20 protein-coding genes and 2 pseudogenes are annotated in these 24,544 nt (G+C 74.0%); 13 read left to right on the forward strand and 9 right to left on the reverse strand.

Going from position 1 to position 24,544, the window contains the following annotated elements:
- Positions 1–156: 156 nt before the first annotated feature.
- Positions 157–1,059, forward strand: coding sequence for a metallophosphoesterase (locus tag ABEB13_RS32100; protein WP_345709896.1), 903 nt, complete (start codon positions 157–159; stop codon positions 1,057–1,059).
- A 96-nt stretch (positions 1,060–1,155) separates the two neighbouring features.
- Here the strand turns inward: ABEB13_RS32100 and ABEB13_RS32105 are convergent, their stop codons facing one another.
- Positions 1,156–2,784: an FAD-dependent oxidoreductase gene (locus ABEB13_RS32105; RefSeq protein WP_345708281.1), complete on the reverse strand. Its 1,629-nt coding sequence runs from the start codon at positions 2,782–2,784 to the stop codon at positions 1,156–1,158.
- Positions 2,785–3,119: 335 nt separating this feature from the next.
- Here ABEB13_RS32105 and ABEB13_RS32110 point away from each other — a divergent pair, with 335 nt between their 5' ends.
- The 7 genes and pseudogenes from ABEB13_RS32110 to ABEB13_RS32140 all read left to right on the forward strand — a co-directional run bounded on the left by ABEB13_RS32110 (position 3,120) and on the right by ABEB13_RS32140 (position 8,320).
- Entirely contained in the window at positions 3,120–4,214 is a 1,095-nt protein-coding gene (locus tag ABEB13_RS32110; protein WP_100887586.1) for a SchA/CurD-like domain-containing protein, read from the forward strand.
- A gap of 188 nt (positions 4,215–4,402) precedes the next feature.
- Positions 4,403–4,552, forward strand: a pseudogene (locus ABEB13_RS40820) (cupin domain-containing protein); the annotation flags it as partial.
- A gap of 151 nt (positions 4,553–4,703) precedes the next feature.
- Positions 4,704–5,969 (forward strand): beta-ketoacyl-[acyl-carrier-protein] synthase family protein, encoded by a 1,266-nt coding sequence (locus tag ABEB13_RS32120; protein WP_345708283.1) that lies wholly within the window; start codon positions 4,704–4,706, stop codon positions 5,967–5,969.
- Complete coding sequence (locus ABEB13_RS32125) at positions 5,966–7,213, forward strand: beta-ketoacyl synthase N-terminal-like domain-containing protein (RefSeq protein ID WP_345708284.1); 1,248 nt, start codon at positions 5,966–5,968, stop codon at positions 7,211–7,213. The genes ABEB13_RS32120 and ABEB13_RS32125 overlap by 4 nt, the downstream gene beginning before the upstream one ends.
- Before the next feature lie 58 nt (positions 7,214–7,271).
- Positions 7,272–7,526 carry an acyl carrier protein gene (locus tag ABEB13_RS32130; protein ID WP_345708285.1) on the forward strand — a complete coding sequence of 85 codons (255 nt, stop codon included), beginning with the start codon at positions 7,272–7,274 and terminating at the stop codon, positions 7,524–7,526.
- 3 nt (positions 7,527–7,529) lie between these two features.
- Complete coding sequence (locus ABEB13_RS32135) at positions 7,530–7,985, forward strand: SRPBCC family protein (protein ID WP_100887581.1); 456 nt, start codon at positions 7,530–7,532, stop codon at positions 7,983–7,985.
- Between the two features lie 5 nt (positions 7,986–7,990).
- Complete coding sequence (locus tag ABEB13_RS32140) at positions 7,991–8,320, forward strand: TcmI family type II polyketide cyclase (protein ID WP_100887580.1); 330 nt, start codon at positions 7,991–7,993, stop codon at positions 8,318–8,320.
- A 190-nt stretch (positions 8,321–8,510) separates the two neighbouring features.
- Here the strand turns inward: ABEB13_RS32140 and ABEB13_RS32145 are convergent, their stop codons facing one another.
- The 8 genes and pseudogenes from ABEB13_RS32145 to ABEB13_RS32185 form a co-directional block, all read right to left on the reverse strand.
- Entirely contained in the window at positions 8,511–9,587 is a 1,077-nt protein-coding gene (locus ABEB13_RS32145; protein WP_380230671.1) for a methyltransferase, read from the reverse strand.
- Positions 9,588–9,646: 59 nt separating this feature from the next.
- Positions 9,647–10,705, reverse strand: a complete 1,059-nt coding sequence (locus ABEB13_RS32150; protein ID WP_345708286.1) for a right-handed parallel beta-helix repeat-containing protein — start codon at positions 10,703–10,705, stop codon at positions 9,647–9,649.
- A gap of 216 nt (positions 10,706–10,921) precedes the next feature.
- Positions 10,922–12,468: pseudogene (locus ABEB13_RS32155) on the reverse strand (MFS transporter).
- Positions 12,469–12,565: 97 nt separating this feature from the next.
- On the reverse strand, positions 12,566–13,921 hold the full coding sequence (locus ABEB13_RS32165; RefSeq protein ID WP_380230674.1) for a M1 family metallopeptidase: 1,356 nt from the start codon (positions 13,919–13,921) through the stop codon (positions 12,566–12,568).
- 2 nt (positions 13,922–13,923) lie between these two features.
- Positions 13,924–17,796: a Pls/PosA family non-ribosomal peptide synthetase gene (locus tag ABEB13_RS32170; RefSeq protein WP_345708289.1), complete on the reverse strand. Its 3,873-nt coding sequence runs from the start codon at positions 17,794–17,796 to the stop codon at positions 13,924–13,926.
- A gap of 204 nt (positions 17,797–18,000) precedes the next feature.
- On the reverse strand, positions 18,001–18,510 hold the full coding sequence (locus ABEB13_RS32175; protein WP_345708290.1) for a polyprenyl synthetase family protein: 510 nt from the start codon (positions 18,508–18,510) through the stop codon (positions 18,001–18,003).
- The gene (locus ABEB13_RS32180; protein ID WP_345708291.1) at positions 18,507–19,085 is read right to left on the reverse strand and encodes a polyprenyl synthetase family protein; all 579 of its coding nucleotides are present in this window, start codon (positions 19,083–19,085) and stop codon (positions 18,507–18,509) included. The genes ABEB13_RS32175 and ABEB13_RS32180 overlap by 4 nt, the downstream gene beginning before the upstream one ends.
- Positions 19,082–19,636: an NUDIX domain-containing protein gene (locus ABEB13_RS32185; RefSeq protein ID WP_425559923.1), complete on the reverse strand. Its 555-nt coding sequence runs from the start codon at positions 19,634–19,636 to the stop codon at positions 19,082–19,084. The genes ABEB13_RS32180 and ABEB13_RS32185 overlap by 4 nt, the downstream gene beginning before the upstream one ends.
- Before the next feature lie 461 nt (positions 19,637–20,097).
- On the opposite strand from ABEB13_RS32185, the gene ABEB13_RS32190 reads away from it, so the two are divergent.
- From ABEB13_RS32190 to ABEB13_RS32210, 5 genes are all read left to right on the forward strand, one after another.
- Positions 20,098–21,549 (forward strand): sensor histidine kinase, encoded by a 1,452-nt coding sequence (locus ABEB13_RS32190; protein WP_345708293.1) that lies wholly within the window; start codon positions 20,098–20,100, stop codon positions 21,547–21,549.
- Between the two features lie 53 nt (positions 21,550–21,602).
- The gene (locus tag ABEB13_RS32195; RefSeq protein ID WP_100887573.1) at positions 21,603–22,010 is read left to right on the forward strand and encodes a roadblock/LC7 domain-containing protein; all 408 of its coding nucleotides are present in this window, start codon (positions 21,603–21,605) and stop codon (positions 22,008–22,010) included.
- On the forward strand, positions 22,007–22,366 hold the full coding sequence (locus ABEB13_RS32200; RefSeq protein ID WP_100887572.1) for a DUF742 domain-containing protein: 360 nt from the start codon (positions 22,007–22,009) through the stop codon (positions 22,364–22,366). The genes ABEB13_RS32195 and ABEB13_RS32200 overlap by 4 nt, the downstream gene beginning before the upstream one ends.
- Complete coding sequence (locus ABEB13_RS32205; protein ID WP_345708294.1) at positions 22,347–22,985, forward strand: GTP-binding protein; 639 nt, start codon at positions 22,347–22,349, stop codon at positions 22,983–22,985. The genes ABEB13_RS32200 and ABEB13_RS32205 overlap by 20 nt, the downstream gene beginning before the upstream one ends.
- Positions 22,986–23,129: 144 nt before the next feature.
- The gene (locus ABEB13_RS32210) at positions 23,130–24,518 is read left to right on the forward strand and encodes a cytochrome P450 (RefSeq protein WP_345708295.1); all 1,389 of its coding nucleotides are present in this window, start codon (positions 23,130–23,132) and stop codon (positions 24,516–24,518) included.
- The last annotated feature ends 26 nt before the right edge of the window (positions 24,519–24,544 follow it).

The following is a 24,544-nucleotide window of genomic DNA, read 5'->3' on the forward strand; positions in this document are numbered from 1 at the left end:
TTCGGCGACCAGGGCACCCCCACCACCGGCCGGCTCTCCGGCACCACCTGGGTCAACGACAACCTGGGCAGCCCGGCGGCCGGCGACACCACGGCCGGCGTCGAGCGGATCGCCCCGCTGTTCCACCTGCTCAACGGCGACCTCTGCTACGCCAACCTGGCGAACGACCGGGTCCGCACCTGGTCCGACTGGTTCGAGAACAACACCCGCTCGGCCCGCCACCGCCCGTGGATGCCCGCCGCCGGCAACCACGAGAACGAACTCGGCAACGGCCCGCTCGGCTACGGCGCCTACCAGGCCTACTTCACCCTCCCGGACGCCGGCGCCGACGAGCAGCTGCACGGCCTCTGGTACGCCTTCACCGCCGGCGCCGTCCGGGTGATCAGCCTCCACAACGACGACGTCGCCTACCAGGACGGCGGCAACTCCTACGTCCACGGGTACTCCGGCGGCGCCCAGGAGCGCTGGCTGGAGCGCGAGCTCGCCGCGGCCGACGCCGACCCGGGGATCGACTGGATCGTGGTCTGCATGCACCAGGTGGTGATCTCCACCGCGGACCGCTTCAACGGCGCCGACCTCGGTATCCGCGAACGCTGGGTGCCGCTGTTCGACCGGTACGGGGTCGACCTGGTGGTCTGCGGGCACGAGCACCACTACGAGCGCTCCCACCCCATCCGCGGCCAGCAGCCCACCGACACCCGCACCCCGATCCCGGTCGCCACCGCCACGGACGTCATCGACACCACCCGGGGCACCGTCCACATGGTGATCGGCGGCGGCGGCACCTCGGCCCCGTCCAACCAGCTGTTCTTCAGCCCCGCCCGGGCCCGGGTCATCACCGGCGTCGGCGCCCCCGACCCGGCCACCGGCAAGCGGCCGCCGCAGTACGTGCTGGAGGACGCCCCTGGTCGGCCGTCCGGGACGCCGACCACTCCTACGGCTTCGCGGCGTTCACCGTCGACCCGGGCCACGGCCGGGCCGACACCACCATCGCCGTCACCTACTACGCCGTCAGCGGGCCGTTCGGCGACCTGCTGCCGGTCGACCGGTTCACCCTGACCCGGCCGCGTGGCCGCGGGCGGCGGAGCTGACCGCTCGTCGACCACGCGGCGGCGCACCCCGGGCACGGCCCGGGGTGCGCCGCCGCGTGCCGGCTCAGCGCAGGCAGAGCACCGCCTCCAGGGCCCGGGTCAGCTCCGTCTCCGGGTCCCGCGCCGCGTCCGCCGACCGCCAGGCGACGAACCCGTCCGGACGCACCAGCACGGCGCCGTCCGCAGCGATCCCGTACGCGGCGGTGAAGTCCGCGTCCGCCTCCGGCGCGAGCTCGTGCTCGGTCCCGGTACCGACCCGGTACGCCGTCAGCGGCACACCGAGCCGCTTGCCGACCAGCTCCGCCGCACCGTGCCAGGCGTGCGCGTCCGGGCCGGCCAGCAGCACCGGCACCGTCTCGAACAGGTCCAGCGTGGAGATGGACACCCCAGCCCGGCGCAGCGCCACGTGCGGCGCCCGCCCGCCCGGCGAGCCGTCCGCCGCGAAGTTCTCCGGCACCGCCGGCCCGTCCGGGTCCGCGCCCACGACCGCGCCCGCCGGGTAGCGGTAGCCCAGGGCCACCGCGAGCACGCCGCGCTGGCGGCCGGTGCCCGGCGTCACGTCGTACCCCGGGTGGCGGTGCTCCGCCGAACGCGCCGTCGCCCGCTCGCCGGTCGCCACCGCCACCGGCCGCCGCTCGCGCCCGTACGACTCCAGCAGGCCGGGTCCGGCCCAGCCGCCGATCACCGCCGCCAGCTTCCAGGCCAGGTTGTGCGCGTCCTGGATGCCGGTGTTCGAGCCGAACGCGCCGGTCGGCGACATCTCGTGCGCCGAGTCGCCGGCCAGGAACACCCGGCCCACCCGGTACCGCTCGGCGACCCGCTGCGCCGCGTGCCACGGCGCCCGGCCGGTGATCTCCACCTCCAGGTCGGGCACGCCCGCGGCGGCCCGGATGTGCGCGATGCAGCGCTCGTCGGTGAACTCCTCCAGCGCCTCGCCCCGCTCCGGGTGCCACGGCGCGTGGAAGACCCAGTGCGCCCGGTTGTCCACCGGGAGCAGCGCACCAGCGCCCTGCGGGTCCGTCAGGTAGCAGGCGATGAAGCGCCGTTCACCCACCACCTCGGCCAGCCGCTCCGCCCGGAAGGTGATCGACACGTTGTGGAACAGGTCGCCGGGGCCGGTCTGGCCGATCCCCAGCCGCTCCCGGACGGGGCTGCGCGGGCCGTCGGCCGCCACCAGGTACTGGGCCCGCACGGTCTGCTCCTCGCCGGTCTCCCGGTTGCGGAGCAGGGCCGTCACCCCGTCGGCGTCCTGCTCGAAGGAGAGCAGCTCGGTGGAGAACCGCAGCTCGCCGGTGAGCGACTTCGCGTGCTGCAGCAGGACGGGCTCCAGGTCGTTCTGGCTGCACAGGCACCAGCCGGACGGGCTGAAGCGCTTCAGCGCGCCGCCCGGGTCGATCTCCTTGAACAGCCACTCCTGGTCGGAGCCGGTGAGCGTGTCGGCCTGCAGGATGCCGTGGTTCTCGGCGAGCACGGACGCGGCCTCGCGGATCGCCGGCTCCACCCCCGCCACGCGGAACAGCTCCATCGTCCGGACGTTGTTGCCACGCCCGCGCGGGTGGTGCGAGGTGCCGGAGTGCTTCTCCACCAGCAGGTGGGGCACCCCCAGCCGTCCCAGGAAGAGGGACATGGACAGGCCCACCAGGGAGCCGCCCACGATCAGGACGGGCAGCCGGCCGTCGGCGGTTCGGTTCATTCGGTCACTCCAGTCGGTCGAGCAGGTCGGGGTCCGATCTCAATGTCCCCACCGGTCGTCCGTGCCCGCGCGGTCTGTGGCGCCCATGGCCCAGCCTTTTCGCCCGGATGGGTTCCTGCCCTCGCACGATCGGTGACGGACCGCCACGCTCGGACTCAGTCCTCGTGACCGTTCTCGGTCACGGCCCGCTGCCACCAGCACCGGACCGCCGCGAGTGACGACCGCCGGCCGGCCGCCCCGGCCCCGCCGGCCGCCTCCTCCCGGCCCCGGTTCCCGGGCGCCGGAACGCGGTGCGAAGGCCTGCGACGCTCACCCCTCGAGAAGAACGAGTGAAGATGACGACCCTCACCGAACCCGTGTCCGACCAGAGCACCGCCCTCGACGTCCCGCGGCTGCGCGTCGTCCTGATGTGCGACGTCATGGCGGGCGAGCAGGACCGCTTCCTGCGCGCCTACGAGCAGTTGCGGCACCAGGTCGCCGCCGTCCCCGGCCACGTCAGCGACCAGCTGTGCCAGTCCATCGAGGACCCGTCCCAGTGGCTGATCACCAGCGAGTGGGAGAGCGCCCAGCCGTTCCTGTCCTGGGTGGACAGCGAGGCGCACCGCGAGATGGTCAAGCCGCTGCACGGCTGCGTGCGCGACACCCGTTCGCTGCGCTTCAGCATCATGCGGGAGACCGCGGGCGACTACACCTACGACGGCCCGGACCCGGTCGCGGACGGCACCGTCCGGCACGCCCTGACCTTCACCGTGAAGCCCGGCAGCGAGGCCGAGGTCGCCCGGATCCTGGCCGGCTACACCTCGCCCAAGGCCCGGGTCGACGCGCACACCCGGCTCCTGCGCACCTCGCTGTTCATGCAGGGCAACCGGGTCGTCCGGGCCGTCGAGGTCTCCGGCGACCTCGGGGCGGCGCTGCGCCACGTCGCCCAGCAGCCGGAGGTACGGGCGGTCGAGGAGGCCATCAACCCGTACCTGGAGGAGGCCCGGGACCTGAACAACCCCGACTCGGCACGCGCCTTCTTCATGCGTGCCGCGCTGCCGGCGGTGCACCACATCGCGTCCTCCGGCAAGCCCTCCGGCGCCGTCCACCGGTACGCGCTGCGCTACCCGGTGCGGCCCGGCCACGGCGCCGCCGCGGCCGGCCTGCTGGCCCGTCAGGACCGGCTCGCCGTCGAGGAGCGCACCGCGCTGGTGGCGAGCACCGTCTTCCACCGCGACGACGTGGTCGTCCGGGTGATCGACCTGGCCGTGCCGGCCGAAGCCGAGCCGGCGCTCGCCCTCGGCGTGGTCGGCCCCCGCGCGGCCGGCGTGCTCGCCCGCCTCGTCGAGCTGGACGAGCACCACGACCTGCGCACCTCGGCGGGGATCACGCGCTGCCTGTCCGACATCGGCATGCAGCTGGTCACCGACCGGTCGGCCCAGGACGCCTGAGCCCGATCCGCCCCCGGCGTCCGACCGCCGGTCACTTCCTCTCCTTGCCAAGCCTTTTGGAGGCATCAACCATGACCACGGAGTTTCCACGGATCGTGCACGTCGACGAGGCACCGCCGAACGTCCGCCGCGGCGGCGATCTGCGCGCCATGCTCACCCCGGCGACGGTGGGGGCCACCAGCGGCTTCATGGGCCTGGCCATCATCCAGCCGGGGGACCGGATCGCCGAGCACTACCACCCGTACTCCGAGGAGTTCGTCTTCGTCGTCGCGGGCGACCTGGAGGTCGACCTCGACGGCGAACCGCACCGGCTCCGCCGGGACCAGGGCCTGCTGATCCCGCTGAACGTCCGCCACCGCTTCCGCAACGTCGGCAGCGACGAGGCCCGGATGGTCTTCCACCTCGGCCCGCTGGCCCCCGGCCCGAGATCGGCCACGTCGACACCGAGGAGACCCTGGCCGGCGCCCCGGAACCCGCCGGGATCACCTCGTGACGCGGCGGGTGGTGGTCACCGGGCTCGGCGTGGTCGCGCCCGGCGGCAACGGGGTCCCGGCCTTCTGGGACCTGCTCACCGCGGGCCGGACCGCGACCCGCGGCATCACCTTCTTCGACCCCGCGCAGTTCCGCTCCCGGATCGCCGGCGAGTGCGACTTCGACCCGTACGCGGCCGGGCTGGACGCCGACCAGGTGGCCCGCTCCGACCGGTACATCCAGTTCGCGCTGGCCGCCGCCGCGGAGGCGGTCCGCGACGCCGGCCTCGACCTCGCCGCCGAGGACCCGTGGCGGATCGGCGTCTCGCTCGGCACCGCCGTCGGCGGCACCACCCGGCTGGAGCACGACTACGTCGGCGTCAGCGCGCACGGTGCCCGCTGGGACGTCGACCACCGGGCCGCCGATCCGCACCTGCACCGGGCGTTCACCCCGGCCACGCTGGCCTCGGCCGTCGCCGAACAGGCCGGCGCCCAGGGCCCGGTGCAGACCGTCTCCACCGGCTGCACCTCCGGCCTGGACGCGGTCGGGTACGCCCTGCAGGCGGTCGAGGACGGCCGGGTCGACATCTGCGTCGCGGGAGCCTCCGACTCGCCGATCTCCCCGATCACGGTCGCCTGCTTCGACGCCATCAAGGCGACCTCCGAGCGCAACGACGACCCGGAGCACGCCTCCCGGCCGTTCGACGCCGGCCGGGACGGCTTCGTCCTCGGCGAGGGCGGCGCCGTGCTCCTCCTCGAGGAGTACGAGCACGCCCGCCGCCGCGGGGCGCGGATCCACTGCGAGATCGGCGGGTTCGCCACCTTCGGCAACGCGTACCACATGACCGGGCTCACCCAGGAGGGCCGGGAGATGTCGGAGGCGATCGACAGCGCCCTCGCCCACGCCCGGCTGAACGCCTCGGACATCGACTACGTCAACGCGCACGGCTCGGGCACCAAGCAGAACGACCGGCACGAGACGGCCGCCGTCAAGCGGTCGCTGGGCGCCCACGCCTACCGGACACCGATGAGCTCCATCAAGTCGATGGTCGGGCACTCGCTCGGCGCCATCGGAGCGATCGAACTGGTGGCCTGCGCCCTCGCGCTGGCCCACGGCGTGGTGCCGCCCACCGCCAACTACGAGACCCCGGACCCGGAGTGCGACCTGGACTACGTGCCCAGGACGGCCCGCCAGATACCGCTGCGCCACGTGCTCTCGGTCGGCAGCGGCTTCGGCGGCTTCCAGTCCGCGGTCGTGCTCAGCAGAGAGGGGGCACGGACATGACCCGAGCCCGACCGGACCGGCGGACGGTGGTGACCGGCATCGGGGTGATCGCACCCAACGGTGTCGGAGCCGACGACTTCTGGAAGGCCACCCGCGAGGGTGCCGCCGTCCTCGGTCCGATCACCCGCGAGGGCTGCGGGCAGCTGCCGCTGCGCGTGGCCGGCGAGATCCGCGGCTTCGACCCGGAGCGGACGGTCGAGGGCCGCTACCTCGTCCAGACCGACCGGTTCAGCCACTACGCGATGGCCGCCGCCGACCTCGCGCTGGAGGACGCCCGGTACCGGCCGGACGAGAACGCGCCGTTCTCCACCGGCGTGGTCACCGCGGCCGGCTCCGGCGGCGGCGAGTTCGGCCAGCGCGAGCTCCAGAACCTCTGGGGCCAGGGCTCGCGCTTCGTCGGCCCGTACCAGTCGATCGCCTGGTTCTACGCCGCCAGCACCGGCCAGATCTCCATCCGCGGCGGCTTCAAGGGCCCGTGCGGGGTCGTCGCCAGCGACGAGGCCGGCGGGCTGGACGCGCTGGCGCACGCGTCCCGGAGCATCGCCCGCGGCACGGACACCGTGGTGGTCGGCGGCGCCGAGGCGCCCCTGGCCCCGTACTCGATGGTCTGCCAGCTCGGCTACCCCGAGCTCAGCCTCGTCGAGGACCCGGCCCGCGCCTACCTGCCGTTCACCCGGGAGGCCAACGGCTTCGTCCCGGCGGAGGGCGGCGCCATGTTCGTCCTGGAGGACGAGCGGACGGCACGCCGGCGCGGCGCCAGGATCAGGGCCGAGGTGGCCGGGCACGCCGCCACTTTCACCGGCGCCTCGCGGTGGGCGGAGTCCCGGCACGGACTCGCCCACGCCATCCGCCAGGCCCTGGAACAGGCCCGCTGCGCACCGGACGAGGTCGACGTGGTCTTCGCGGACGCCCTCGGCGTCCCGGAGGCCGACCTCGCCGAGGTGCAGGCGCTCGCCGACGCGCTCGGCGCGCACGCCGGCCGGGTGCCCGTCACGGCCCCCAAGACCGGGACGGGCCGGGCCTATTGCGGTGCGCCGCTGCTGGACACGGCCGCCGCGGTGCTCGCCATGGAACAGGGCTTCGTGCCGCCCACCCCGAACGTCGCCGACCCGGCCCACGACCTCGACCTGGTCTGCGGCTACGGCCGCACGGCCGAGCTGCGCACCGCCCTGGTGCTCAGCCGGGGGCTGATGGGCTCGAACGCGGCCCTGGTGCTGCGCGCCGGCGGCGGCCGGCCGTCCTGACCGGCCGTCCTGACCGGCCGGCCTCATGAAGACAGCCCGCACGAACACAGGAGCAACCATGAACCACCGCCTCACCCACGCCGAACTGGCCGCGCTGATCCGCGCCCGGGCCGGCATCGCGGTCGCCCCCGAGCAGTTGGAGCGCCCCGACGCCACCTTCGAGGAGTTCGGCGTCGACTCGCTCGCACTGCTCGGCATCGTCGGCGAACTGGAGAACCAGTTCGGCAGCCCGATCGTCCCCGGCGCGGAGATGTCCAAGACCCCGCAGGACTTCCTCGACGCCGTCAACTCCTCCGTCAAGACGGGAGCCTGACCCATGCCCGGCCACACCGACAACGAGATCCTCATCAACGCGCCGCTCGACCTGGTCTGGGACGTCACCAACGACCTGGAGAACTGGCCGCAGCTGTTCAGCGAGTACGCCTCCGTCGAGGTGCTCGACCGGGTGGGCCCGAAGACGACCTTCCGGCTCACCATGCACCCGGACGAGAACGGCACGGTCTGGAGCTGGGTGTCCGAGCGGGAGACCGACCGCCCGGGCCTGACGGTCAAGGCGCGGCGGGTCGAGCCCGGTCCGTTCGAGTTCATGAACATCCGCTGGGAGTACACCGAGCACCCGGGCGGCACCCTGATGCGCTGGATCCAGGACTTCGCGATGAAGCCCACCGCGCCGGTCGACGACCACGGGATGACCAACCACATCAACCGCAACTCGCGGGTCCAGATGGAGCTCATCCGGGACAAGGTCGAGCTGCGGGCGGGCAAGGAGTGAGCGGCATGCACCGTTCGCTGATCGTCGCCCGGATGCGCCCCGGGTCGTCCGAGGACATCGCCGGCATCTTCGCGGACTCCGACCGCGGTGAGCTGCCCGGACTGATCGGGGTCACCGGCCGGAGCCTGTTCCAGTTCGGCGACCTGTACCTGCACCTGATCGAGGCCGAGCGCCCGCCCGGCCCGGCCGTTGCCGAGCACGTCCGCCACCCCGAGTTCCGCCTGGTCAGCGACCGGCTCCTGTCCCATGTCCAGGCGTACGACCCGGACACCTGGCGGGAGCCCAAGGACGCCATGGCGCGGGAGTTCTACCGCTGGGAGCGGGCTGCGGGCTGATCCCCGTCCCGCCCGCCGCGCTCCGCGGAACTCGAACAGCCGGCCCCACCGGGGCCGGCTGTTCGACGTCCTGTCCTGTCCCGTCCCGGTGCGGGATGCGAGATGCGGTTGTGGGGGCGGGTGCGGCCGGGAAGGCCGGCGGCCCGCCGGTGGGGGACCGGCGGGCCGCAGAGCGGGAGCTGATCGGGGCTCAGGCCTCGACGACGCTCTCGAAGGCGTGCAGGTACGGATTGACCGGGCGGACCTCGTCGACCCGCAGGCCGGCCTCCGACATCAGCGAGAGCATGCTCTCCCGGGTGTGCTTGGCGCCGCCGACGTTGAGCAGCAGCAGCAGGTCCATCGCGGTGGTGAAGCGCATCGAGGGGCTGTCGTCGACCAGGTTCTCGACGACCACGACGCGGGCGCCCGGGCGGGCCGCCTTGACCACGTTCGCCAGCGTGCGGCGGGTGGACTCGTCGTCCCACTCCAGGATGTTCTTGATCAGGTAGAGGTCGGCCTCCACCGGGATGTCCACCCGGCAGTCGCCCGGCACCAGCCGGGCGCGGTCGGCCAGCACGCCGCCGGGGCGCAGCCGGGCGTCCGCCCCCGCCACCACCTGCGGCAGGTCGAGCAGGGTGCCGTGCAGCTGCGGGTGCTTCTCCAGCAGGCCGGCCAGCGCCAGGCCCTGACCGCCGCCGATGTCGACCACCCGGGAGACGCCGGTGACGTCCAGGAAGGCGACCAGGTCGGCCGCGGACTGCCGGCTGGAGCTGCTCATCGCCTTGTCGAAGACCCGGGCGGACTCCGGGGCGTCGTCGTGCAGGTAGGGGAAGAACTCCTTGCCGAACACCTCGGGGAAGACGTTCCGGCCGGTGCGGACGGCCTCGTCCAGCTGCGGCCAGACCTGCCACGTCCACGGCTCGGTGCACCACAGGGCGATGTTGCGCAGGCTGTTGGGCGCGTCCTCGCGGAGCATCCGGGACATGTCGGTGTGCGCGAAGCGGTCGTCGCCGGTCTCGGTGAAGATGCCGTAGCTGCTGAGCGCGCGCAGCAGGCGGCGCAGCGGCCGCGGCTCGACCCCGAGGGCGGCGGCCGCGTCGCGGACGGCGGTGGGGGAGTCGCCGACCGCGTCCGCGACGCCGAGCGAGGCGGCGGCGCGGATGGCCGCGGCGCACGCGGCGCCGAAGACCAGTTCGCGCAGCCGCATCACGGCGGGCGGCGAAGCGGCGGGCGCGGGCGCGGCGGGTGCGGCCGCGGAGTGCGCGGTGGGTGGTGCGGTGAGGGACATCGGGCGCCTTTCGTACGGGGGCAGGGGATGTGCCCGGCGAGGGGGAGGGGTGCGGACGCTCAGCAGCGGCCGGCGGGCTCGGAGACCTGGCAGGTGTTGCGGGTCCAGGTGTTGCCGGTGCCCGTGTCGCGGTCGGCGAGGTCGGCCGGCCCGTTGCCGGTCACGAGGTTGTCGCTGATCGCGATCCCGGAGTTGGGCACGCCGACCAGGCTGGCGAACAGCACCACGCCGCCCGACATCGGCGACGAGCCGTGGTTGTCGCTGACCCGGTTGCCGGTCACCCGGGAGTCCTCGGCGCCGGTGAACAGGATCCCGGTGCCCTGGATGGCGGCCAGCCGCGGCGTGGGCGCGCAGTACTTGTTGTTCTCGTGCACGTTGTTGTTGCTGACCGTCAGCGCGCCGGCCCGCGGCACGCCCTCGTCGCCGACCACGAAGACACCGCCGCAGTTGCCGGTGATGTCGTTGGCGTCGACGGCGAGGTCGCGCAGCCTGCGGACGGTGACGCCGATCCGGTTGCCCTCCAGGTGGTTGCCGCGGACGACGGTGCCGCCGGTGTCGATGGCACCGCCCTCGTTGGCGACCGAGTTGGCCAGGAAGATGCCGGACTGGCCGTTGCCGGTGGCGTCGTTGCCGGAGAGCACGGAGCGGACGGAGAGCTCCTCGCTGATGCCCTGCTGGCCGTTGTCGTGGACGCCGACGCCGACCACCCGCAGGCCGTCGGTGGCGGAGACGTCGATGCCGTTCTTCGGGTAGCCGTTGACGCTCAGCGAGGCGATCCGGACGCCGGTGAGCGGCTGGGCGGCGGTGCCGCGGACGCAGACGCCGTGGCCGGCGGCGGCGCACGCGCCGGCCGCCGTGCCGGCGGCCGGCATCAGCACCGTCCGCTCGCCGACCCCGCGCAGCGTCAGGTCGGAGCGGGTGATCAGCACGCTCTCGTGGTAGGTGCCGGCGGTCAGCTGGACGGTGTCGCCGGGGGCCGCCGCGTCGACGGCCTGCTGGATCGACTCGCCGGGGTTGACGGTGAGCACGGTCGCGGCGTGGGCGGGCGGGGCCGCGCAGAGGCTCGCGACCAGGGCGGCGAGGCCGCCCGCGAGGTAGTGGGTCCGTCGCATGGGCATGGAGCTGTGGCCTGCTTTCCGGGGTGGGAGTCCGAGGGCGCGGATCGGCACGTGCACGACCCGCCCCCGTCGACGCTAGGAGCGCCCCGGGTGGGCCGCCACCGGTGGTAGCCGGTTCGGTGCGTTCCGCTCGGCCGGGCGGGTGGCGTCCGTGGCGGTCCGTCATGTCCCGCCTCCCGCCGCGCGCGACGCGGCCCGAAACCTGTCGGACGAGCCCTAGACGTCGGCGGGGGTCTCGACCGCGGTGTCCGCGCCGGAGCGGTCGATGTCGCTCTCCCGGACGAGCCAGAGTGCCAGCGCCGCACCGGCCAGGCTCACCACGGCGCCCATCAGCAGCACGGTGTTCAGCCCGGACAGGAAGCCGGCCCGGGCCGCGTCCGACAGCGCCTGCCGGGAGGCGGCCGGGGCCGCCGCGAGCACCTCCGGGAGGCTGCCCGAGGAGGCCACCTCCACCAGCTGGCGCGGGTGCGCCGCCTGGGCGGCCGGGGTGCCGGCGGTCAGCGCGGTGACCCGCTCGGTGCCGCGCCCGACGAAGACCGCACCCCACACGGCGATCCCGACCGCGATGCCGACCTGCCGGAAGGTGTCGTTGACGCCCGCCGCCATGCCGCTGGCCTCCTTCGGCACCACGCTCACCGCCACGTCCGCGATCACCGGGTTGACCAGGCCGACCCCCGCACCGGCGACCAGGAAGCCGCCGAGCAGGGTCGTCCAGGTGTCGTCCGCGGTGATGCCGCCCATCAGCAGCAGGCCGACGCCGACCGCGGCGAGGCCGACGCCCAGCATCAGCCGGGCCTGCACCCGGGTCAGCAGCGCGCCGGCGAGCGGCGCCACCACGAAGCTCAGCACGGTGGTCGGCAGGTAGCGCAGGCCGGCCTGGAAGGGGGACAGCCCGAGGTAGTTCTGCAGATAGAGCGTCAGGTACAGGAACAGCGCGAACAGCGAGCTGGAGACCGCGAACGCGGCGAGCTGGACCCCGGTGAAGGCCGGCCGCCGGAACAGGCCCAGCGGCAGCATCGGCTGCGGGACGCGCAGCTCGACGGCGACGAACGCGCCGAGCAGCAGCGCGCAGCCGGTGAACAGCCCGACGATCAGCGCGCTGCCCCAGCCCTCGGCGTTGCCCCGGACGAGGGCCAGCACCAGCAGGAAGAGCGCGAGGCTGAAGGTCGCCACGCCGGCCCAGTCGATCCCGGTCGCGTTCGGGTCGCGGCTCTCCCGCAGCTTCAGGAAGGTGAGCACCACCGCCGCCGCGCCGATCGGCACGTTCAGGTAGAAGATCGACTCCCAGCCCAGGGAGTCGGTCAGTACGCCGCCGATCAGCGGTCCGACCGCCACCGCGACACCGATCGTCGCCCCGTACACGCCCATCGCGGTGCCGCGCTCGCGTCCGGCGGCGAACTCCTGGGCGATCAGCGAGAGCGACACGGCGAACATCACCGCGCCGCCGACCCCTGCAGGGCGCGCGCCAGGTTGAGGAAGGTCGGGTTCGGGGCCACCGCGCAGAGCAGCGACGCCACCGAGAAGACCACCAGTCCGAACACGAACATCCGCCGCCGCCCGAGCCGGTCGGCCAGCGAGCCGGCCGTCAGCACCAGGGCCGCGAGCGTCAGGGCGTACGCGTCGAACACCCACTGGAGGTCGGTGAAGCTCGCGTTCAGGTCCTTGCGGATCGACGGCAGCGCCACGTTGACGACCGTGATGTCGAGCAGCAGCATGAAGGTCGCCACCGACACCGTGAGCAGGGTCCACCACCGGCGTTCCACGGCATCTCCTCGCTCACGTCCGTCGTCACCGCTACGACCGTAGGCGACCGCGGGCCGTGACCCGTGGACGGAGCGCGGGCGCGTCGCGGCGGACCGCTCAGACGGGGAGCGCGGGCAGCTCCGTCCGGCGCAGCCAGGCGTCGAAGAGGCCGTCCAGCGGGCGGTCCGCGTAGCGGCCGGCGTGCGCGGTGAAGTCGGCCGTGGTCACCGACGAGTGCCGGCCGGCCGCGACCCAGCCGCGCACCATCCGGAAGAAGGCGTCGTCGCCGAGCTCCCGGCGCAGCGCGTGCACGGTCAGCCCGCCCCGGTCGTACAGCCGGTCGTCGAACATCAGCCGCCGGCCCGGGTCGCCCAGGAGCAGGTCCTGCGGCTGCCGGGCCAGCTTGCCGTGCGCGATCGCCGCGCGGTGCTGCGCGGACGGCCCGCCGGAGCGCTCCGACCAGAGCCACTCCGCGTACTTGGCGAAGCCCTCGTTCAGCCAGATGTGGCGCCAGTCGGCGACCGTCACGCTGTTGCCGAACCACTGGTGGGCCAGCTCGTGGGCGACCAGCCGCTCCGAGCCGCGCACCCCGTCGAGGTGGTTGGTGCCGAAGGTGGCCAGCCCCTGGGCCTCCACCGGGACGTCCAGCTCCTCGTCGGCCACCACCACGGCGTACTCACCGAACGGGTACGGCCCGAACAGCGTCTCGAACAGCCGCATCATCTCCGGCTGCCGCCCGAAGTCGTACTCGAACTGCGGCAGCAGCCTGGCCGGCAGGTAGGCGCTCTGCGGCACGCCGCCCGGCAGCGCCTCGTGCAGCCTGACCTCCCGGTACGGGCCGATCGACAGCCCCACCAGGTAGCTCGCCGTCGGCGCGGACTGCTCGTACACCCAGGTGGTGCTGGAGGAGCGGGTGGTGCGGGTCAGCAGCCGGCCGCCCAGCACCACCGTGTACGCCGACGGCACGGTCACCGACACCTGGTAGCTCGCCTTGTCGGCGGGCCGGTCGTTGCACGGGTACCAGGAGGGCGCGCCGACCGGCTGGCTCGCCACCAGGGCGCCGTCGGTCAGCTCCTCCCAGCCCAGGCCGCCCCACGGGCTGCGCACCGGTCTGGGGTTGCCCGACCAGTGCACCTCGACGGTGAAGGCGGTGCCCGCCGCCGGAGCGCGCTCGGGGCGGATCCGCAGCTTGCCGGCCCGGTGCGACCAGCGGGGCGCCTTGCCGTTGACCAGGATCCGGCCGATCTTGAAGTCGGCGAGGTCGAGGGCGAACTCGCGCAGCGGGGCAGGTCCCGCTATGGCCACGATCCGGGCGCTGCCGGCCAGCCGGTTCGGCGCGGGCCGGTAGTCCAGGGTCAGCTCGTAGCGGTGCACCCGGTAGCGGCCGTCCCCGTTGTTCGGGAAGTACGGGTCCGTCGCAACGGCCTGCTTGGTGCTCACCGGCTCGGTCACTCCCTGCGCGGACTGGGGCATGATCACTGCTGCCAGGCCTCGATCGGGTTGCCCAGCCAGCGGCTGTCGGCGGGAACGGTCTCCGCACGCATCACCAGCGACGCCGGCCCCAGCGTGGAACGCTCCCCGACCGTGCTGCCCGGCAGCACGATTCCGCCCGGGCCCAGCGTGGAACCCTCGCGGAGGACCACAGTATCCAGCCTCATGATCCGGTCGTGGAAGAGGTGGGTCTGCAGCACGCAGCCCCGGTTGACGCTCACCCCGTCCCCCAGGGTGACCAGGTCGGCCTCGGGCAGCCAGTAGCTCTCGCACCAGACGCCGCGGCCGATTCGCGCCCCCAGCGCCCGCAGCCAGACGTCCATCACGCCGGTGCCCGGCACCGCGCCGATCAGCCACGGCACCGCCAGGACCTCCACGAAGGTGTCCGCCAGCTCGTTGCGCCACACGAAGCCGCTCCACAGCGGGTGCTCCACCGCCCGGTACCGGCCGACCAGCAGCCACTTCGCGGCTGCCGCCACCGCGCAGGCCGCCACCCCGGCGGCGAGCAGCACCGGCCCCGCCAGCAGCGGGGCGTCCAGGGCGCACAGCGCCGCCGCGGTCAGCACCGCCAGCGCCGACGACGCCAGCACCGGCACCAGCCGGGCCAGCTCCACCAGCCCGCGCGCCCACAGCAGGCGGGCGGGCGGCTCGTACGTCAGGCTGACGTCGCCGGTGTCGGCCGCGCGCGGCAGCCGCACCGGCGGCATGCCCAGGTACGAGCTGCCGCGCTTGGCCTTCTTCGGGGCCGCGGACAGCACTCCGACCAGCCCCCGGTCGGGCACCGACCGGCCGGGCGCCGTCATGCCGGAGTTCCCCAGGAACGCCTGCCGCCCGATCTCCGCCTTGCCGATCCGCACCCAGCCGCCGCCCAGCTCGTACGGGGCGATGAGGGTGTCGTCCGCCAGGAAGGCGCCGTCGCCGACCTTCGTCAGGCTGGGCAGCGCCAGCACCGTCGACACCTCGGCCCGCCGGCCCACCCGCATGCCGAGCAGCCGCAGCCACACCGGGGTGATCAGCCCGGCGTACAGCGGGAAGAGCGTCTCGCGGGCCGCGTCCATCAGCTGGCTGACCGTCCACGCCTGCCAGCCGACCCGGCCGTGCAGCGGGTGGTAGCCGGTGCGCAGGCCCGTGCTCAGGAGCCGCACGAAGAGCAGCACCAGTGCCGCGTACACCAGGCCGTACACCAGCGTGGCGGGCACCACCGCGACCAGGGCGCCGCGCAGGGCCTGGCCCAGGCCGTCGCCCGGGTGGACGAACCGGCCCGCGGTCAGCAGCGCCGGGAGCAGCGCCAGCACCGGCAGCGTGCTCAGCCCGAAGCCGGTCAGCCCGTACACCGCCGCCCAGCGCGGGGTGCGCGGCGGCCGCTGCTTGGGCCAGCCGCGCTCGGCCTTGCCGAGCTTGACCGCCGGCGCGCCGCCCCAGCGCTGCCCGGTCGGGATCTGGCCGGCCACGCCCGAGCCGGGCGCCACCTCGGCCCGCTTGCCGACCCGCGCCCCCGGGAACAGCGTGGACCGGGTGCCGATCACCGCACCGGCGCCGATCCGGACGGCCCCGATCTCCAGCCGGTCGCCGTCCAGCCAGTAGCCCGACAGATCGACCTCGTTCTCCACCGCGCAGCCCTTGCCCAGCCGCAGCATGCCGGTCACCGGGGGCAGCGCGTGCAGGTCCACCTCCGGGCCGACCCTGGCCCCCAGCGCCCGGGCGTAGCGGATCAGCCAGGCGCCGGAGAGCCCGGTCGCGCCACTGGTCTCGGCCAGCCGCTCGGCCGCCCACAGCCGCAGGTGCACCGAGCCGCCGCGCGGGTGGGTGCCCGCGCGGACCCCGCGCAGCAGCAGCTGGGCACCGCCGGCGGCGATCGCCAGCCGGCCCGGTGCGGTGAACAGCAGCAGTGCGCCGGCGCCGACCGCCCACCAGGACGCGGTCGGCGCCCACGGGTAGTCGCCGACGGCGGCCAGCACGTTGCCGAGCGCCAGCAGGGCCACCGTCCAGCGCAGCCCGACCAGCGAGAACAGCGGCAGCAGCGCCGCCAGCTGCACGGCCTTGGCCCGGGCGGGCACCGGCGCGATCACCCGGGCGGTGCCGTCCTCCGGCCCGGAGCGCTCCAGCAGCCGGGCCAGCTTGCGCAGGGTGGGCTGCTGGTAGACGTCCATCACGGAGACCGACGGGTAGCGGCCGCGCAGCAGCGTGGTGAGCCGGGCCGCGGCCAGGCTGCCGCCGCCGATCGCGAAGAAGTCGTCGTCCGCGCCGCGCACCGGGGTGCCGAGGATCTCGGCCCACTGCTCGGCGAGCCAGGCCTCGGTGCCGTACAGCTGTTCGGTGGGGCCGTCCTGCTCCAGGTCGGGCAGCGGCCACGGGAGCGCGTCGCGGTCGACCTTGCCGGAGGTGCGGGTCGGCAGCTCGTCGACCGGGGCGAGCAGCGGTACCAGCGCGGCCGGCAGCTCGGCGCGCAGCCGCTCGACGGCGCCGGCCCGGTCGAAGCCCTCCTGGACGACCAGGTAGCCGACCAGCAGCTGGTTGCCGCTGCGCGCGGTGCGCACCGCGGCGGCCGCGCCCGCCACCTTGGGCAGCGCCTGGAGGGCGGCATCGACCTCGCCGAGCTCGATCCGGCGGCCGCCGAGCTTGATCTGCTCGTCACCGCGGCCGAGGAAGACCAGCCCCTCCGGCTCCGCGCGGACGATGTCGCCGCTGCGGTAGGCGCGCTCCCAGCCGAGCGAGGCCAGCGGCGCGTACTTCTCGGCGTCCTTCACCTCGTCCAGGTAACGGGCCAGGCCGACACCGCCGATCACCAGCTGCCCGGTGCCGCCCATCGGCACCGGCTCGTCCGCGCCGTCGACCACGGCCAGCTCCCAGCCGTCCAGCGGCAGACCGATCCTGACCGGGCCCTCCCCGGTCAGCAGCGACCCGCAGGCGACCACGGTGGCCTCGGTGGGGCCGTACGTGTTCCAGACCTCGCGGCCCTCGGTGACCAGCCGCTCCACCAGCTCCGGCGGGCAGGCCTCGCCGCCGAAGATCAGCAGCCGGACCTCGTTCAGTGCCTCCGACGGCCACAGCGCGGCCAGGGTCGGGACGGTGGAGATCACCGAGATCTCCTGGTCGGCCAGCCAGGGGCCGAGGTCGGCGCCGCTGCGGACCTGGGCGCGGGGCACCGGGACGAGGCAGGCGCCGTACCGCCAGGCGAGCCACATCTCCTCGCAGGAGGCGTCGAACGCCACCGACAGCCCGGCCATCACCCGGTCGCCGGGCCCGATCGGCTCGTCCTGGAGGAACATCGCCGCCTCGGCGTCCACGAACGCGGCCGCGTTGCGGTGGGTGACCGCGACGCCCTTGGGCCGGCCGGTGGAGCCGGAGGTGAAGATGATCCAGGCGTCGTGGCCCGGCGTGGGGCGGCCGGGCTCCGTCCGCCCGATCCGCAGGTCGGTGAGGGCCAGGCCGGTGGTGAGCACCGCCTTCACGCCGGCCTCGCCGAACACCAGCTCGGCGCGCTCGTCCGGGTCCTCGGCGTCCACCGGCACGTAGGCGGCGCCGACCGCGAGCACCGCCAGCACGGCCACGTACAGGTCGTTGGTGCCGGACGGCACGCGGACCCCGACCCGGTCGCCCAGGCCCACCCCGGCCGCGGCCAGCCGGGCCCGCAGGTCCTCGATCTCGGCGGCGAGGGCGGCGTAGCTGAGCACCGTCGTGCCGTCGTCGAGGGCGGGCTCGTGCGGGTGCGCCGCGGTGGTGGCGGCCAGGATGTCCACCAGGGTGCGGGCCGCGGGTGCGGCCCGGCCGGGGAACAGCGCGGCGTGCCCGGGTGCGTCGGTGCCTGCGGACGGGGCGCCTTCGCTCGGCGCACCTTCCCTCGTCGTGACAGCCATCCGTCCTCGTCCTCGTCCCCGCATCGCGTGGCCCGCTCCGCACGAGGCGGCGCACCGGCGCCGCTCACGTCGACCCGAAGCAGGACAACCCCGCCGATTCTATCGGCGGGGTTGTCGTCGGGCGGGACCTGAAGGCCTCGGCCGGCCCGGTTGCGCCCGCTCGGGCGAGGGCGGGCGGGCCGGCCCCGCCCCTCCGGAGCGTGCTCAGGCCGCCGCGGGAACGGATCCGGCGCGCACCGGGTCGGCGGTCGCCAGCTCGGTCAGGGCGGTGCGGACCTCGTCGGTGAGCTCGGTCTCCGCCAGGATGGCGACCGCCTCGGCCCGCCGGGCGTCGAGCATCGCCTTGATCGCGGTGCGGGCGCCGGTCTCCTCGATGGCCCGGCGCAGCGCGGCGGCCCCGGCCTCGTCGAGGTCGGGGTCGCCGTGGTGGCGTTCGAAGACGGCGAGCTGGGCCGGGGTGGCGTTCTCCATCGCCCAGGAGAGCAGGACGGTCATGCACCCGTTGCGGAAGTCGTCGGTGCTGGACTTGCCGGTGACCCGCTCGTCGCCGAACACGCTCATCAGGTCGTCCTGGAGCTGGTATGCCTCGCCGACCGCCTCGCCGAAGCGCTTGAACGCGTCGAGGACCTCCTCGGGGGCGTCCGCGAGGGCGGCGCCGAACTGGAGCGGGTACATGGTGTTCGAGCGCGCGGTCTTGAGGAGGGCGACGTTCATCGCCTGGTCGATCGAGGGGAGCGGCGGGCCCGCTCCTCCATGTCGAGGTACTGGCCCAGCCACACCTCGGAACGCAGCAGGTCGTTGGGCAGCCGGCGGGTGGCGAGCTGCTTCGGGTCCATGCCGCTGGCGAACATCAGCTCGTCCGACCAGGCCCAGGCGATGTCGGTGAGGCAGAGGGTCTGCACGAGGGCGTAGTGGTCGCTGTCGCCGCGCCACCCGCGCTCGCGGTGCAGGTCGGCGAGTCTGCGGTGGAGGGCGGGCAGGCCGCGGCGGGTGTCGCTCTGGTCGAAGATGTCGTCGACGATGAGGGCGGCCCAGTGGAAGAGTTCGAGGGCGGCGCCGATGGCGATGATCTCGGGGCCGTCGGGGCGGCCGCCGGCCTGCCAGCCCCAGTAGGCCCACATGCCCTGGAGCCGCTTGCCGCCCTCCAGGACGCACTCCTTGATCAGGTGGGCGGCCTCGCCGGCCCGCAGGTCGCCGAGTTCGGCGATCTTCCGGTCCAGGAAGCGGGTCAGTTCGGCGTCGACTCGGGACGGTATGTTCCTGGCCTGCGTGGTGGGGAACAGCGTCATCGTGGCTCCTCGTGGCCGGTGCACGACCGGCGGCAGGGGCACCTGTGGGTGCGGGGGGACGGGCGTGCTGATGCATGCCGCGGGGGAGCGGCGGTACGGGGGAGAGCGGGAGAGAGGTGCCCGGGCGGGTCAGACGGGTGCCAGCGGGCCGTCGAGCCAGCAGGTCTCGAAGGTCCGGCTGTCGGCCCGGGCCGCGATGGCGGCGGCGCTGATCGGGGAGATCGGCTGCGGAAGGCCGTCCGGGGGAACCAGGCGAGGCGCCGACACAGGTCGGGCTCCAGGTTGTCCGGCGCCCCCGTCCAGTGCCGGGCGGTGAAGAAGGCGGTGAGTGCCCTGATCTCCGTACCCTCGCGGTAGTCGACCGTCACGACGTGCGCGAGGTCGTCGGGGTCGATGCCGATGCCGAGTTCCTCGCGGGCCTCGCGCACCGCGGCCTCGGGGAGCGTCTCGCCGCCCTTCAGATGACCGGCCGGGACGCTCCAGTAGCCGTCGGCCCAGCGGGTTCCGGAGCGCAGGGCCAGCAGGACGTGGCCGTCATCCCGATAGAGCATCAGATTGACGCCGAGTGAAGTCGAGTCCTGCGTGGCCGGGTTCACGATCGGACGGTTCCCTTCGTTCTTGATCGTCGGAGTCGTTTCCCATTACGTCATGTCAGAAACAGTTCTCACCAGAGAAACTGGACAGTAGTTGACCGCAGGTGCTCGAAACCGAAAGGATCAAGCCACATGCGGTCGCGCGGAGGCCACGGCCGTGATACCTCCAAAGGCTCCCACCTGCACCGCTTGTGACTCTTTGTCAGAGTGGATGTGGACATGGCTGATTGGGGGATCCGGCCGCACGTATCAGGCTATGATCCCTACGGCGCTTATGTCTTGTCCCGATTGGGCCGTATTGTCCCCGCATTCGGCCCGGGTCCGCAGGGCGGCCGACCCGCGGCCGCGCCGCTCCTCGTCGACCCCCGAGACCTGCGCCGACAGGCCTCCCCGATCGTCGTCAACCCCCAAGGATGCAGATGGTTCGCGCTGGATCACCACCTGGAAGCGAACGACTCGCCACCGCTGCCCTCTGGCTGCTTCCCCCGGCCGTCCTGGCCGGATTCGCCGCTGCGGCCTACGCCGCGCACGGCCAGACCCGCACCGCCGTCCTGTGGTGCGGAACCGCCGCGGCCGTCGTCGTCGCCCTCACCGTGGCCGAAGCCACCCGGCGTGCACGCGCCAACGCGCGCTCCCTGGCCCGGGCCGCCGAACTCCAGCAGCGCTTCGCCGCGTTGGACGACCAGTGGCAGCGCAGACTGATCGAGCAGGAGGCCGAGACGGCCCGGCTCGCCGATGTCGTGCTGCCCGAGGCGATCACCCGCCTGCAGACCGGCACCACCGCCGACGAGGTGCTCCGCTCCTCCGCGCCCGGCGCCGACGGTCAGCCCCAACTCCAGTCCGCGCACCGGCGCGTGCTGCACGCCGTGGTGGACGCCGTCCAGGCCGAGGAGGACCTGCGCGACTCCGCGCAGCGCTCCTTCGTCAACATCGCCCGCCGCGTCCAGTCCATCGTCCACCAGCAGGCCCAGGACCTGCGGCAGATGCAGGACCGGCACGGCCGCGACCCGGAGGTCTTCGGCGACCTCCTGCACCTCGACCACGGCACCGCCCTGATCGGCCGGCTCGCCGACAGCATCGCCGTCCTCGGCGGCGCCCGCCCCGGCCGCCAGTGGCACCGGGCCGTCCCGATGTTCAGCGTCCTGCGCGGCGCGATGTCCCGGATCGTCGACTACCAGCGGGTGGACCTGCACTCCGTCTCCGAGGTCGCCGTCGTCGGCCCCGCCGTCGAACCGCTGATCCACGCGCTCGCCGAACTCCTCGACAACGCCACCCGTTACTCCCCGCCGCACACCCGGGTCCACCTCACCGCCATCGAGATCCCCTCGGGCATCGCGGTGGAGATCGAGGACAGCGGCGTCGGCCTCAGCGAGGAGGCCCGGCGGCGGGCCGAGCGCGTGCTCTCCGACGCGCCCAGCGGCCTCGACCTCGCCGACCTCGGCGAGGCGCCGCGGCTCGGCCTGTCGGTGGTCGGCCGCCTCGCGCAGGCCAACAACTTCCGTGTCTCGCTGCGCCCTTCCGCGTACGCCGGGGTCCGCGCGGTGCTGGTCATCCCCTCGGACCTGATCACCACCGTCCCGGCACCCAGCACGCCCGCCCAGGGCACCAACGTCCCGGCACCGCGCCGCTTCACCGCGCCGCAGCCGATGATGGCCGGCGAGCCGCTCGACGAGGCCGCCGAGGTGGAGCGCAACGCCCACGGGCTGCCGCAGCGCCGCCGCCGCAACCTGGCTGCCGCCCCGGTGGCCACCCGTACCGCCCCCGCGTCGCGCCGGCCGTGCCCGCGACACCCGCACCGGCCGCTCCCGCGGTCGAACCGGGCCTGTGGATGGGGGCCTTCCAGAGTGCCATCTCCGGCGAGAGCACGGTGACCGTCGACGTCCGCGCCACCGGCGACGACTCGTCAGACAAGGGTGAATAGCAAATGATGCACCACCGGCCCAACATCGACTGGATGCTCAAGGATCTCGCGGAGAGCGTCCCGCAGACCCGGCACGTCGTCGTGCTGTCCGCGGACGGCCTGCGGATGGCCCAGTACGGCACCGACCACGACACCGCGGACCGCCTGGCCGCCGCCTGCGCCGGCCTGCAGAGCCTGTCGACCGCCGTCGCGAGCGAGTTCCCGCACGGTGACGGCCGGATGCGGATGGTGGTGATCGAGGTGGGCGGCGGCTTCTTCTACCTGATGGCCGCCGGTGCCGGCGCCTACCTGGCCGTGCTCGCCGACGAGGGGGTCGACCCCGGGCTCATCGGGCAGCGGATGCGCGACCTGGTGGCCAGGATCGGCGCCCATCTGACAAGCCCGCCCCGCGTCGACGGGTTGGTGGGATGACGTTAAAGGACCAACGATGGCAGGACAGCGGGCCCGAGCGGCTCTACGTCATCACCGCCGGACGCAGCCGCCCGGAGGCTGAGGCCGAAGTCGACCTGGTGACGCTGATCGTGGCCCGTGCCGCACCCCAGCCGAGCATGCCGCCCGAGCACGTCGCGATCCTGCGGATGTGCCAGGCCCCGCTCTCGGTGGCCGAGATCTCGGCCCACCTCTCCTTGCCGATGAGCGTGGTGGCCGTGCTGCTGGCCGACCTGCTGGCCTCCGAGAGCGTCGAGGCCAGAGCCCCCGTCCAGGCGGCCAGACTGCCGGACCTCGAACTGTTGGAAGCGGTGATGCATGGACTCCAGAAGCTCTGACACGTACGCCGGGACCCGGGCGTACGCGGAGCCCGGCCCGGTGCAGGCGCTCGCCGAAACCACCACCGCCGCCGTCAAGGTGGTGATCGTCGGCGGCTTCGGCGTGGGCAAGACCACCCTGGTCGGCGCCCTGAGCGAGATCCGGCCGCTCACCACCGAGGAGACGATGACCCAGGCCGGGGTCGGCGTGGACGACGTGGCCGGTGTCGAGCGCAAGACCTCCACCACCGTCGCCATGGACTTCGGCCGGATCAGCCTCAACGAGCAGCTGGTCCTGTACCTGTTCGGCACCCCCGGTCAGGAGCGCTTCTGGTTCCTGTGGAACGGCCTGTTCCACGGCGCGCTCGGCGCGGTCGTCCTGGTCGACACCCGCCGGCTGGAGGTCAGCTTCGACGTGATCGGACGCCTGGAGGAGCGCGGCGTCCCGTTCGTCGTGGCGGTCAACGCCTTCCCGCAGGCGCCCGTTCACCCCGTCCCGCACCTGCGCGCCGCCCTCGACCTGCCCGACTCGGTGCCGATCGTCGACTGCGACGCCCGCGACCGCGGCTCCAGCCGGGACGTCCTGCTCACCCTGATGCGCTACCTGCACTCACTCGCCGCCTCCCCGGAGCAAAAGTGACCACCCTGCCCCCCAACCCCCTGGACACAGCCGGGCTCGTCCCGCCCCCGGCTGCCCGGCCCACGCCGGCGGCCCGCCGGCCGCACCCACCCCGGGCAGCCTCGGCGTGACCCCCTCTACGGCCCGCTCGCCGAGTCCGACCCGATGGGCCTGTACGAGCAACTGCGCGCGCAGCACGGCCCGGTGGCACCCGTCCTGCTCGACGGCGAGGTGCCCGCATGGCTGGTGCTCGGCTACCGCGAGAACGTCGAGGTCACCCGGGCGCCCAGCCGCTTCTCGCGCGACCCCCGGCTGTGGCGCGACTGGCAGCAGGGCATGATCGCCGAGGACTCCCCGCTGCTGCCGATGATGGGCTGGCGGCCCGACTGCGTCTCCGCGGACGGCCCCGAGCACCAGCGGCTGCGCGCCGCGCTCACCGAGAGCCTCGCCCAGTTCGACCGCCGCGGCATCCGCCGCCACGTGCAGCGCTACGCCAACCAGCTGATCGACGGCTTCTGCGCGGACGGCAGCACGGAACTGCTCAGCCGCTACGCCCAGCACGTGCCGATGCTGGTCCTGACCCACCTCTTCGGCCTGCCGGAGGAGGACGGACCGGGCCTGGTCGAGGCCGCCGCCGCCCTCATAAAAGGCACCGAGAAGGCCGTCGCCGGCAACCAGTTCATCCTGGACACCCTCGAACAGCTGGTGAAGGACAAGAAGACCGCACCGGGCCGGGACTTCGCCACCGCGCTGATCTCGCACCAGGCCGGGCTCACCGACGACGAGGTGCAGCACCACCTGCGCCTGGTCATGCTCGCCACCAACGAGACCACCACCAACCTGATCGTCAACACGCTCCGGATGGTGCTCACCGACCCGCGCTTCCACGCCTCGCTCACCGGTGGCCTGCTGACCATCGCGGAGGCCGTGGAGCAGGTCCTGTGGGACGAGCCCCCGCTGATGGTCTGCCCGGGCCGCTGGGCGACCAGCGACACCGAGCTGGCCGGCCAGCAGATCAAGGCCGGCGACCTGCTGCTGCTCGGCCTCGCCGCGGGCAACGTCGACCCAGCGGTGCGGCCCGACCCCGCCGCCCGCCTGCACGGCAACCGCTCGCACCTGGCGTTCAGCCGCGGCCCGCACGAGTGCCCCGGCCAGGACGTCGGCCGGGCCATCACGGATGCCGCGGTGGAGACCCTCCTCAACCGACTGCCGGACATCCACCTCGCGGTCACGGACGACGAGCTGCGCTGGACGTCCTCGTCCTGGGCCCGGCACCTGAACGCCCTGCCCGTCGCGTTCGCCCGCCGGTCGCCGGACGAGGGCCGGCCGCAGCCGGCCCGCCCGGCCCGCCCGGCGCCGTCCACGCCCGAGCCGCCCGCGCCCGTCGGCGCGGCGCCGACGCCGGTGTCCGTACCGGCCCCGGCCGCACCGGCCGCGGCCCAGCCCCTGATGCCGACGCCCGGCCCGGCCGCCCGGCCCGCCGCGGCCGGCCAGGCCGCGCCGGTGCCGCCGCAGCGCCGCGGCTTCCTCGCCCGGCTGCTCCGCCGGGGCTGACGCGTCCGCCGGGGCCGACACGCCAC

It is taken from the genome of Kitasatospora paranensis (genome assembly GCF_039544005.1).
Lineage (GTDB): Bacteria > Actinomycetota > Actinomycetes > Streptomycetales > Streptomycetaceae > Kitasatospora > Kitasatospora paranensis.